Source organism: Enterococcus sp. DIV1304_2, from assembly GCF_050555445.1.
Lineage (GTDB): Bacteria > Bacillota > Bacilli > Lactobacillales > Enterococcaceae > Enterococcus_B > Enterococcus_B pernyi.
The window spans coordinates 862,400-874,504 of sequence record NZ_CP187851.1; the positions used below are offsets into that span (position 1 = coordinate 862,400).

The window sequence follows — 12,105 nt, forward strand, 5'->3', positions numbered from 1 at the left end:
TAAATGAAAAATATCATTGTTACTGGTGGAGCAGGCTTCATTGGATCAAATTTTGTACATTATGTTGTACAAAACCACCCAGAAGTACATGTGACAGTCTTAGATAAATTAACTTATGCAGGAAACAAAGAAAATCTAGCAGGATTGCCAACTGATCGTGTCGAGCTAGTTGTCGGAGATATCGCAGATGCAGAATTAGTCGATCGATTAGTGGAAAAAGCAGATGCAGTGGTTCATTATGCTGCTGAATCACATAATGATAATTCACTTAAAGATCCGTTTCCATTTGTACACACGAACATCATTGGTACGTATACATTGCTAGAAGCTTGCCGTAAGTACGATGTTCGTTACCATCATGTTTCTACGGATGAAGTCTACGGTGACCTACCATTACGTGAGGATCTACCAGGTCATGGCGAAGGTGAAGGTGAGAAGTTCACTGCGGAAACACCTTATAACCCGTCCAGCCCGTATTCTTCAACAAAAGCTGGTTCTGATCTGTTAGTGAAAGCTTGGGTCCGTTCATTTGGACTAAAGGCGACAATCTCAAATTGTTCCAACAACTACGGACCTTATCAACACATTGAAAAATTCATTCCACGTCAAATCACAAATATTTTAAGTGGTATCCGACCTAAGTTATATGGTGAAGGGAAAAATGTTCGTGATTGGATCCATACGAATGATCACTCTTCAGCCGTATGGTTGATCCTAACCAAAGGAAATATTGGAGAAACCTATTTGATTGGTGCTGATGGCGAGGAAGATAACAAAACTGTGATGGAAATGATCTTAGAAATGATGGGTCAGCCAAAAGATGCCTATGAACATGTCAAAGATCGTGCCGGACATGATTTGCGTTATGCGATCGACTCAACCAAACTTCGTCAAGAGCTTGGTTGGCAACCAGAATTCACTAATTTCCGTGATGGTTTAGCAGAAACAATCAAGTGGTACGAAGAAAACCAAGAATGGTGGCAAAAAGAAAAAGAAGCAGTTGAAGCAGCTTACGCTAAAAATGGACAATAAGAGACGAGAAAACAAACTCCCTCGGACAAGCTGCGTAGATAAGAGCAAGGGATTGTCTCTTATCAGATGTTTTTCTTGCTTGAATAGATAGCTTGAAAGACTCAACCTCTTTTAAATAGTCATTGAAGGGGCACTGCGTTTAACTGACGCTGCCCCTTTTTTCATGGAAATGTTTTTAAGAGTACCTGATGGATGCACATCCTCTCGAAAAGCGAGAACCGATATGGTAGAATAAGCTTGGTTCTTAGAACGTGGTTAGAACATGGTTAGAACATAACTGTTCTGCCGTTGTTTTGGGATAAGGGGAGAAAAAGATACCGTTATTTTTTCCGCTACTCCGAACAAACAGTTGAATGAATCGGCTTCAAAAGATAAAGCGTTCATTAAATACAACAAGATAGCTAATGATATTTTTACAAAAACACTTTAAAAAAATAAATAAATCAAGGAGCGATTGCGTTATGTTTTTATTAACAGGTGGAAATGGTCAACTTGGTACCGAGTTACGTCATTTATTAGATGAGAAAGGGTTAGATTATGTTTCGACTGATGCCCAAGAACTGGATATCACGGATGCAGAAAAAACAATGACTTATATCACAGACTTAAAGCCTGAAGTCATCTTCCATTGTGCAGCCTATACCGCTGTCGATAAAGCAGAAGACGAAGGAAAAGAACTAGATGAAAAAATCAATGTAGACGGAACGAGAAATGTTGCATTGGCAGCGAAAGCAGTGAATGCAAAATTGATTTATATCAGTACCGATTATGTCTTTGATGGTAAAAAAGAAAATGAAGAATATCTAGAAGATGATGCAACGAATCCATTGAATGAATATGGTCGTACAAAATTACTAGGTGAACAAGCAGTGCAGGAAATTTTAGAAGATTATTATATTATTCGTACGTCATGGGTATTTGGCATATATGGTCATAACTTTGTTTATACGATGCAACGTTTGGCACAAACCCATGATCGTTTAACTGTAGTCAATGACCAATTTGGACGTCCGACATGGACACGCACATTGGCTGAATTTATGGTCTATGTAATTGAACAAAAAGTACCATATGGTGTTTATCATCTATCAAATGAGAATAGCTGTTCATGGTATGAATTCGCAAAAGAGATCTTAAAAGATACAGCAGTAGAAGTAGCTCCTGTTACTTCAGCCGAATATCCACAAAAAGCGACACGTCCGCAGTATTCAGTGATGAGCCTGAAAAAAACGGAAGATCTTGGTTTTGTAATCCCAACGTGGCAAGAAGCACTTGAACAAATGTTACAAGCTTCTGAAAAATTAAACAAATAAGGTTTTTCCTTAGAAAAAAGAAACAACGAAGAAATTGGAGAATTTTATGGAAAAACAAACAAGAAGTGCAAGGCGAGATAAATCACGAGAACCGGAGACAGAACAGACGAATCTATTTTTAGATATCCTATTGAAATTGCGTTATGTGATCGGCTTACTGGTGATCGTTATCGTTGTGACCTTCAACTTGAATGGTAGCTCGATCGGCAGTTGGGATAACTATGTGTCCCAAAGAGATGATGGGAAAAAGACGGATGTGATTTTTGGTCAAAATCGAGAAGTTCGCTCAGATGAATGGCTGGTACAAACGCCTTTTTACTTCTCTCAAGCAGAATCGGGTTATCCGGTCATCAACGAAGATTATTCACTGAATGGTCAAAATATGATCATTGCCTACAATTCACCAGTGAAAGATATCACTGTTATCGGTAAACCATTTAACTGGGGATTCTTCTTTTTAGGAAGGGATCGAGGGTTATCTTTTTATTGGGCAATGAAACTGGTAGTCATGGTTTTGTTAGGATTTGAACTCCTGATGATCTTGACGAAACGAAACAAGCCACTTTCGTTGATTGGTTCATTTGCATTGACCTTCTCACCAGCTGTTCAATGGTGGTTCATGCAACACGTTGGCGATTTGATTTTCTTTACGATTGGTTTAATGGTCGTCTTTTATCATTATTTTTATCAACATGAAAAAAAGTGGCTGCGCGCATTGATGATGTTACTAGTAGTCATATTCGGTCTCGGATTTATCTTAGTCATCTATCCGGCCCATCAAGTGATGCTCGCCTATCTATTAGTTTTTTATTTTATCGGGTTACTGATCTATTACCGCAAAAAAATACAATGGGATTGGTTTGATGCGGTGTTGATTACTGCCGCCTTACTATTTATTGGCATTGTCATGTGGCATTTTTGGTCAATCTCTAAAGATGCTTTGCTCGCCTCTTTAAATACGTTATATCCTGGGAATCGAGTAAGTACAGGTGGAAAATGGAAACTAAGTGAATTTTTCTATTTCTTAACGAACTGGAAAATCCCATTCGAGGATATCAGTTTCTCAAATAATTCAGAAGTAGCACTATTTTACCATTTCTTCCCAACGGTATTCTTAGCAAGTCCATTTGTCTTGTTTGGGAAAAAAGACGACGATCAAAAAATCATTGGTCGAATCTTAATGATTTTTTGTCTCTTCGCGATTTTTTGGATCACCGTTGGCTTGTCTAGAACGATGGCTCAATTGACGTTGTTATCATTTGTCCCACCGTTTCGTGCAATCTTGACTTTCAGTTTTGCGGCCTTTCTACTATCGATTTGGTTTATCGCATATATTTGGAAACACGATGTCATCCCTACTTGGTATAAATTCGTCTTATTGATTGCTAATGCAGGGATCTATTACTATGCGTTACAAGGTTCCAAGATGGAAGGATATTTCTCAGACCTTGAGCTGATCAGTGTAATTGTATTGGGAACACTCCTTTTAGCATTTGTACTGTTTCGACAACGTCTACTTTTCTACCTTTCATTTAGTGCATTGATCATTGCTTCTGGTTTCTTTGTGAATCCAGTTGTCCAAGGAACAGGCGCAATTTTTGAAAAAACGTTAGCCAAAGAAATCCAAAAAATCGATCAACAAGATCCAGGTCAAGTTTGGTTAACGGAAGATGAGCTTTATAATTTCACACCAGCTTTAGGAGTGAAGGCGTTCAATACGGTCCGTTTTTATCCCGACAAAGCTGCATGGCAGTTGATTGATCCAGAAGGCGAATATGAGCGTTTCTACAATCGTTATGCCCATACTAGAGCTTTTATTGCCAAAGAAGATACAGCCTTCAAACTAGATCGTCCAGACATGTTCTCAGTGACTCTGAATTTTGATGATGCTGAAAAGTTAGGCATTAAATATGTGGTAACCAAACGTCCTTTAGATGACTATAACCAGCGCAATGAAGCACAGTTCACTAAATTATATGGACCAGACGACGATGGGCACATGATTTATGAAGTTACCTATCCAAATTATGCTATTTGGCAAACACAATCAACAGGTCAATAAAAAATGTGTAGTTTGAAAAAGATGTGTGCTAAAAAAATGGAGATATTGGATCAGTCAGAAAAATTCTTGGTAACGCTGATCCAATGATCCGTTTAAAAAATGTATTGTTTAGCAGAGGAGGTGGAAAACATTCAAACATTTGTAGAAAAATTCGTAAATAAAATGAGTACTGGAATCTTGTTACTGATGCTGATCGCCCTTTTTTCTGTCTGGACGATCGGTATAGGAACACCAACTACTTTATTTTTATATGAGCATAGCGCACAATTCGTCACGTTTGGTGTCTTTGTTTTAACAGGACTGAATATCTATAAAGCAAGAGGATTTGACTTTTTTTATCTAGGAGCAGCAGTTGTCATCTTCTGTTTCTATACGTATTTCAGTGGAATACGAGAAGGTTCTTTGGCAGGTAATCTGTTGATCCCGATCTTGATTCTGATTGGATTGAGTGTAAAGTGGATCGAATTTGACAAAGTCGATCGGGGAATTTATTTGCTTGTCTTCTCATTTTTCCTTGCTGTTACGGTATATCGAGTCTTTACAGAGATTCAAGTACCTGAAGGACAAAGTATATGGAATCAAGATAATAAATTATCCGATATTTGGATCAATACGAATACGATCGGTAGCTCGTTGATGATGCTTGGACTACTGATCAGTGGTTTCGCCAGTTCATTTGAACGTTGGTATATTCGGATTCTTGGAGTACCAGCAATCATTGCTGCATTTTTAGGGATCTGGGTATGTCAATCACGCTCAGCATTGATCGCGATCATCATTTTTGCTTTATTGGATATCTGGCCTAAAAGATTCTTTAAATTTATTCGGGCACCTTTTATCGGCTATTTAGCTATTTTTAGTCTAGCACTACCGATTTCCTATTTAGCTGCCACTTCTGAAGAGATCAATCTCTTCACTGGTAGAGAGGGTATATGGCTAAAATTTTATCAAACGATTTCCGAGAGTACGGAGCAACTACTGGTTGGAATGAAGCCTTTTCTTTATTTTCGTGGGGATGAGGTTTTAGGTAATCACAATAGTTATAATTCTATTTTGAATTTATATGGATTGATAGGAATCGCAATTGTAGGGATTTTATTACTTGTTTTTGTCGGAAGACTAACACTGAAAGCTGATTTTTCGAATGGTCAGCTTACGTTTTTATGGGCATTCATGGCAGTAATGATCCAATCGTTTATGGAAGATACATTGACTTCTTTCCCTTGGGTACCTATCGGCTACTTGTTGTTAGCGATGGCAAGTCATCGTTACGATCAGCCACCAGGTAAGCGAATCAAAATACAAGAGGAAGAACAACTGTCAACTTCAAGACTTGCACGTTATCACTAAATTTGAAAAATAAGGGTGTGCGCCAAAAGTGTCCATTACTTTTGACTGTCACCTTAGAATCGAATAAATGGTGTGAACAGAAGCAACCTCTTCTGACATAAGGCTCAACACTTCTGTTCTTACCTCAATCAATAAAATGAAAACGTGGGTAAGCCATTTTTAGGCAGACCCACGTTTTTTGCTTCATTGCATTTAAGTATCATCTTTTGTAAAATAGTAACGTTGACAAAAAGTTTGCTTAATAGAAAATTAAGAAACAACGAATATCGCAGTCCTTAGCTCAAAATGTGGTAAAATGGCTGTTGACTGTAATTAATTGAAACTGCTTGGAGGAACACAAATGTTTAAAGATTTGTTTTTATTTATGAAGGATATCTATCAAAATCGAAAGTTATTACTTCAATTCTCGTTAAATGATTTTAAATCACGTTTTGCGGGTTCATTTTTAGGGATTTTATGGGCGTTCATCAATCCTGTGTTTACGGTTCTCATTTACTGGTTAGTCTTTGGCTTTGGCTTGAAAGCAGCGATGACTGATGGGAAGTATCCGTTTATCGTCTATCTGATCACAGGGATGGTTCCATGGTTCTTTTTCTCAGATGCGTTTACCTCTACAACACTTGTTTTCCGGGAATACACCTATTTAGTAAAAAAAGTAGTATTCAATATCCGTATCTTACCAACAACTAAAATCCTTTCAAACTTGTACTCACATATGTTCTTTATTTTGATTGGATTAGTCGTAACAATGGGACATGGTATTTTTCCAACGGTCATGTCTTTACAATTGATTTATTACCTATTTTGCATGGTCGCTTTTTTGACTGGTTTGACGTGGTTGACGGCATCGATCCAACCTTTTATACCAGATATCATGCAATTTATCACGATTTTGTTACAGCTGATTATGTGGACCTTGCCGATTCTTTGGAGTCCAAGTCAATTTAATCCAGCAATCATACAGATTCTAAAACTAAACCCCTTGTATTATGTTGTCCAAGGTTATCGTGAATCCTTCCTAAGTCAAGCTTGGTTCTGGGAACATGGCACTTATACAATCTATTTTTGGGTAGTTACATTAATCATGTTCGTAATCGGTTCCTTAGTGTTCCGTAGATTGAAACCACATTTTTCAGATGTGCTGTAAGGAGTATAGTTATGACAGAATACGCAATTAAATTAAACAACATCACTAAATCATATAATATGTATGCGAAACCGACGGATCGTTTTAGAGAAGCTTTGAATCCGTTCAAGAAATCGTACCATGATGTTTTTTATGCATTGAAAAATATTGATGTAGAGATCAAAAAAGGTGAAATGATTGGTTTTGTCGGTGAAAATGGTTCCGGTAAATCAACGATGCTCAAAATCATTACAGGCGTTTTGACTCCAACAAGTGGAACCATGGAGATCGAAGGAAAGATTTCTGCCTTACTTGAATTGGGTTCAGGTTTTAATCCAGAATATTCTGGGTATGAAAATATTTATTTAAATGGAATGGTTCTTGGCTTTTCCCGTGAAGAAGTCGATGCGATGGTGGATGACATCATTGATTTCGCAGATATCGGAGACCACGTTTATCAACCAGTCAAAACTTACTCAAGTGGGATGTTCGTTCGCTTAGCTTTTGCGGTAGCGATCAACGTCAATCCAGATATTCTGATCGTTGATGAAGCACTTGCAGTTGGAGACTTAGAGTTCCAATTGAAATGTATGGAAAAATTTACAGAAATCAAAAATTCTGGGAAGACGATTTTATTTGTTTCCCATGATATCAGCTCGATCCGTCGTTTCTGTGATCGCTCTTACTGGCTAAAAAATGGTGAAGTCGTAGAATTTGGTGACACGATGGATGTGACAACCAATTACGAAAACTTCTTAAAGAAAAAATCAGTAAAAACAGTGGATCGTAACAAAAATCAAGTGGAGCGTTTTGCTGCCCCAGATATCGTCGATGTGTTAAGCGCTGAATTACTAGATGAAAACAAGCAACCGATCGATATGTTAGAACAAGGAGAAGATCTTTATGTAAAGGTCACCTATGAAGTAAAAGATGATACCATCAAGAAACCTGTGTTAGGGATTGCTCTGCGAACGGTCGATAATTTCTATGTCTGTGGCTTGAATACTCTATTGGACGATATCACGATTCCTTGGGAAAAAGGAAAAAATGTCTTTTATCTCAAGTATAAGAAGTTAGGATTACTTGCTGGTGAATACTATTTCGATGTGGCGGTTTTTGAAGAAAATGCCACTGTTCCATTAGTTTATAAGACGAAGTATATGAACTTATTTGTGACAGGTTCTTATATTGGTGAAGGGATCGTGGTCTTGGATCACCAGTGGAAAGAAGGAGATCAAAACAATGAAGTATGATTTCGAGATGGACTTAGATGAACAAAGTAGCGTAGGTAAGATTGTCGGACAAATCAAACCAGGAAGTAAAGTCTTGGAATTTGGTCCAGGCAATGGACGCATGACGAAACATTTGATCGGTGCAAAAAACTGTGAAGTAAGCATTGTTGAACTGGACAAAGAACTATTTGATTACGTCAATGAAATCGCCCAAGATGGTTTTTATGGGGATATCGAAAGTTTTGAATGGGCAAAATATTATGCTGGTCAAACGTTTGATTATATATTATTTGCAGATGTGTTGGAACATTTAGTTGATCCTTTGAAGACATTAAAAAAAGTCAGAGAGTTTCTAAATGAAGAAGGCGAGATTTTGATTACTTTTCCTAATCTCGTGCATAACTCTGTATTGATCCACCTCTTTAATAACGAATTGCCGTGGGCTTCTTTTGGGCTACTGGATGAAACACATAATTCATTTTATACCCACGAAGGCTTTCAAAAAGTATTTGCAAAAGCTGATCTGCACATCAACATTGAAGATTATTTATATCTAGCAGTAGGGGATACTGAATTGAAGTCAGCTTATACTGACTTACCAGAAGCAGTTCGTTATGATTTCAAAATGCGTCCATTTGGCGAAGTGTATCAGTATTTCTTTTCATTGAAAAAACACCCAAATGTGGAAGCTAAAATCAATACACCGCAAAATTCAAATTATGTCAAAATGATCGAAATCATCAAAAATAGTACGCAAGAAGAAACATTGCAGATACCCTTCAATAATCATACGGGAGAAAACCAAGAATTGACTTTCCCACTGACAGAAGAACCGACCAGTTTTATTTTTCAATTTGAAAAGCAACCAAGTTACCTTGAGTTCAGTGTGGAAGTAGATGGAGTAAAGCTTGATTTTATTACATCGAATGCAGTCATCAAAACAGCGACAGACTGCTATATCTTTGATGGATCAGAAGCACCAAGATTGGAACTGACCGATATAAGTGGCGAAACGATCAAAATCTCTTGCCATTATCGATTTATCGGTGAATTACCAGCAACGATGGCTGAAGTCCTTAGAGAAATCAAACCTATGGCTGCTGTTCAAAAAGAATTATCTGCCGAAAATGAGAGACTGACGAAAGAAAACCAACGATTACAAGCAGAGAATAAAGAACTGACGAGAGTCTTGAAGACTACGACTGATCGATATTATGACTTGTTGCAACCTAACAATTGGGCAATAAAGCCAAAAGGACGATTGGTGAAATCAAAAGAAACAGCGAAAAAAATCCAAGCCAAAGAACTTTCTCTTTGTGTTGACGAAAAAAGTTGGGATCCAGAAAAAAAATTACTCAAAATCATTGGATGGGGAATTTCTAATGCGGAACGTAAACCTTTATCTTACAAACTATCTGTAGATCAATCACCATTCTTCGAGGTTCAACAGATCGAGCGAGTCGAAGTGAATGAAGCCGAAAAACTTCCTCCCCACACAAAAGCTGGTTTTGAGATCCAGATAGCGTGTGAACAAGAAAAATCATTTTTATTCGAATTGATTGCAGAAAATGGGCAGTCTTGGCTAGTTGAAATGTAAATAACTTATTAGGTAAAGGAGTACCAAACCAGTGCAAAAAAAAGAAATTGCTGTATTTATCGATAAGATCACTCGTGAGCGGGCGACTGGCGATTTATTGATCGTTGGTTGGGCAATCGATGAAGTAACGAAAGAAATTCCGACGATCCAAGTCGAAAAAGAAAATATTATAGCAAAAAATACGCCAGTCGTACGTTTGGATATCAATCATCTTTATGATTTGGATGTAAAAACTCAAAGTGGTTTTAATCTTCGATTATCTGGAAAGATGAAGGGAAAAGCGATTTTAGATTTTCAAACGAAAGATCATCAAAATGGGATATCGGTCAAATTGAATGGGCGCTATCCTTATGATGATGGCATTGAGTCTAGTTTAGAAAAGAAAAAAAGATTACTAAAAAAAGGGTTGAACTATGCTCGGACCCATGGCCTGAAAAAGGCTGTACGTCGCGTGAAAATGGAATTGAAGCCAGGTTCGATCGACTATGCACAATGGATTGCTAAACATGAACAAATCGATGTAGCGGCGCAAAAGACAAAAGCACAAGCCTTTGGCTATCGCCCATTGATTTCTGTCGTGATGCCAGTTTATAACGTAGAAATCAAATGGTTAGAAAAATGTATCGATTCTGTGATTGCTCAAACATATGATTATTGGGAATTGTGTATCAGTGATGATGCCTCTACCGATCCTAAAATCCATAAATGTTTAGAACGTTATCAGCAAAAAGACCCACGGATCAAAGTTGTCTTTCGTGAAGAAAACGGACATATTAGTTTAGCTACGAATTCTGCACTTGAGATCGCAGAAGGGGAATTCATGGCATTACTTGATAACGACGATGAACTTCCTGTTAATGCGTTGTTTGAAGTAGTCAATGTGTTGAATGAACGACCAGAACTTGATTTGATCTATAGTGATGAAGATAAGATCGACGCGGATGGCAATCGTTTCGACCCTCATTTTAAAGCAGACTGGTCACCTAATACGTTGATGGGAAATAACTATATTTCTCATTTAGGGGTCTATCGATTAAGTATTGTCAAAGAGCTAGGTGGCTTCCGTAAAGGCTATGAAGGCTCACAAGATTATGACTTAGTTCTCCGTTTTACCGAAAAGATCCCAGCAGAACATATTTATCATATCGACCGCGTGCTTTATCATTGGCGCACGATTCCAGGATCAACAGCCAGCAGTGGCGAAGCTAAAAGCTATATTTACGATTCTGGTGTGAAAGCTTTGACGGATGCGTTGGCTCGTAGAAATATCAAAGGGCAAGTGCGACCAGGTAGAATCTCAGGATTTTATGAGATCAACTATGACGTCTTACAAGAGGAGCTAGTCAGCGTCATCATCCCAACTAAAAATGGGTATGACGATTTGAAAATGTGTATTGATTCAATCATCGAAAAAACAACCTATCCTAATTATGAGATCATCGTAGCCGATAACGGTAGTACTGATCCGAACATGCAGAATCTTTTTGACTCCTATAAGGAACAACTGAAAGAACGATTTATTGTTGAGTTGATCGATATTCCCTTCAACTATTCTCGTATCAACAATCTTGCGGCAGAAAAAGCAAGTGGGAAGTATTATTTGTTCTTGAACAATGATACGGAAGTGATCGCACCTAATTGGATGACGACAATGGTCTCATACGCTCAGTTTGATTCGATTGGCTGTGTTGGTGCAAAACTTTATTATCCAGATGATACGACACAACATGCGGGTGTACTAGTTGGCATCGGCGGCGTCGCTGGTCATGCGTTGAATAATTATGATCGCACACATTGTGGTTATTTTGGTCGCTTAGTGATCGACGTCGATTATTTAGCAGTGACCGCCGCTTGTATGATGGTCAAAGCAGATGATTTCAAAGCGGTGGGTGGCTTCGATGAGACATTACAAGTTGCCTTCAATGATGTAGACTTATGTCTTAAAGTCTATGAACTTGGCAGAAACAATGTGTATGCTCATCAGGTTGAACTATATCACTTTGAGTCAAAATCTCGCGGGTACGAAGATACGCCAGAAAAGCAGAAACGCTTTGCGGGTGAAATCAAAAAAATGCAAGATAAATGGCCAAAATATATCGCACATGATCCTTTCTATAATGACAATTTGACAAAACAAGGAATTGGCGATTTTTCGTTGCGACCAGAATAATTCTTGCATATTATGCTATGCCTTAAGCAGACCTTCGCTACTTATCGATGGTTAATGATAGTTCATGGAGATATCCTTTCTTGAGAGAGTTTGTTTTAGACGACTTAATTCTATCAATTTGGATATCTCTTTTCTATTTTTTCACAAAAATGTGAAGAGATTATGCACATGGTGGATAATCATCAGAATTTTTAACCGATTATTTCAAACTAAAGTTTGCGGA

General features: G+C 37.9%; 8 protein-coding genes. All 8 read left to right on the forward strand.

Features of this window, described 5'->3' with window-relative positions; translation table 11 throughout:
• The first annotated feature begins 3 nt into the window (after positions 1–3).
• The 8 genes from rfbB (at position 4) to IGJ14_RS04150 (ending at position 11,882) form a co-directional block, all read left to right on the forward strand.
• A complete protein-coding gene (gene rfbB / locus IGJ14_RS04115; RefSeq protein WP_019722601.1) occupies positions 4–1,032 on the forward strand; it encodes a dTDP-glucose 4,6-dehydratase in 1,029 nt (342 codons plus the stop codon).
• A 461-nt stretch (positions 1,033–1,493) separates the two neighbouring features.
• On the forward strand, positions 1,494–2,345 hold the full coding sequence (gene rfbD / locus IGJ14_RS04120; protein ID WP_104871470.1) for a dTDP-4-dehydrorhamnose reductase: 852 nt from the start codon (positions 1,494–1,496) through the stop codon (positions 2,343–2,345).
• A gap of 46 nt (positions 2,346–2,391) precedes the next feature.
• The gene (locus IGJ14_RS04125; RefSeq protein WP_108144906.1) at positions 2,392–4,407 is read left to right on the forward strand and encodes a DUF7657 domain-containing protein; all 2,016 of its coding nucleotides are present in this window, start codon (positions 2,392–2,394) and stop codon (positions 4,405–4,407) included.
• Positions 4,408–4,527: 120 nt separating this feature from the next.
• The gene (locus IGJ14_RS04130) at positions 4,528–5,757 is read left to right on the forward strand and encodes an EpaQ family protein (protein ID WP_181265159.1); all 1,230 of its coding nucleotides are present in this window, start codon (positions 4,528–4,530) and stop codon (positions 5,755–5,757) included.
• 340 nt (positions 5,758–6,097) lie between these two features.
• Complete coding sequence (locus tag IGJ14_RS04135; protein WP_104871472.1) at positions 6,098–6,904, forward strand: ABC transporter permease; 807 nt, start codon at positions 6,098–6,100, stop codon at positions 6,902–6,904.
• Positions 6,905–6,915: 11 nt separating this feature from the next.
• On the forward strand, positions 6,916–8,136 hold the full coding sequence (locus IGJ14_RS04140) for an ABC transporter ATP-binding protein (RefSeq protein ID WP_010735938.1): 1,221 nt from the start codon (positions 6,916–6,918) through the stop codon (positions 8,134–8,136).
• Complete coding sequence (locus tag IGJ14_RS04145; RefSeq protein WP_108144907.1) at positions 8,126–9,712, forward strand: methyltransferase domain-containing protein; 1,587 nt, start codon at positions 8,126–8,128, stop codon at positions 9,710–9,712. Before IGJ14_RS04140 ends, IGJ14_RS04145 begins: the two co-directional genes overlap by 11 nt.
• Positions 9,713–9,743: 31 nt before the next feature.
• Positions 9,744–11,882 carry a glycosyltransferase family 2 protein gene (locus tag IGJ14_RS04150; RefSeq protein ID WP_108144908.1) on the forward strand — a complete coding sequence of 713 codons (2,139 nt, stop codon included), beginning with the start codon at positions 9,744–9,746 and terminating at the stop codon, positions 11,880–11,882.
• The last annotated feature ends 223 nt before the right edge of the window (positions 11,883–12,105 follow it).

What these genes read in the sequence shown, in the direction of transcription:
- rfbB (WP_019722601.1), top strand. Translation starts at nt 4, where the DNA reads ATGAAAAATATCATTGTTACTGGTGGAGCAGGCTTCATTGGATCAAAT.
- IGJ14_RS04135 (WP_104871472.1), top strand. Translation starts at nt 6,098, where the DNA reads ATGTTTAAAGATTTGTTTTTATTTATGAAGGATATCTATCAAAATCGA.
- IGJ14_RS04125 (WP_108144906.1), top strand. Translation starts at nt 2,392, where the DNA reads ATGGAAAAACAAACAAGAAGTGCAAGGCGAGATAAATCACGAGAACCG.
- rfbD (WP_104871470.1), top strand. Translation starts at nt 1,494, where the DNA reads ATGTTTTTATTAACAGGTGGAAATGGTCAACTTGGTACCGAGTTACGT.
- IGJ14_RS04140 (WP_010735938.1), top strand. Translation starts at nt 6,916, where the DNA reads ATGACAGAATACGCAATTAAATTAAACAACATCACTAAATCATATAAT.
- IGJ14_RS04145 (WP_108144907.1), top strand. Translation starts at nt 8,126, where the DNA reads ATGAAGTATGATTTCGAGATGGACTTAGATGAACAAAGTAGCGTAGGT.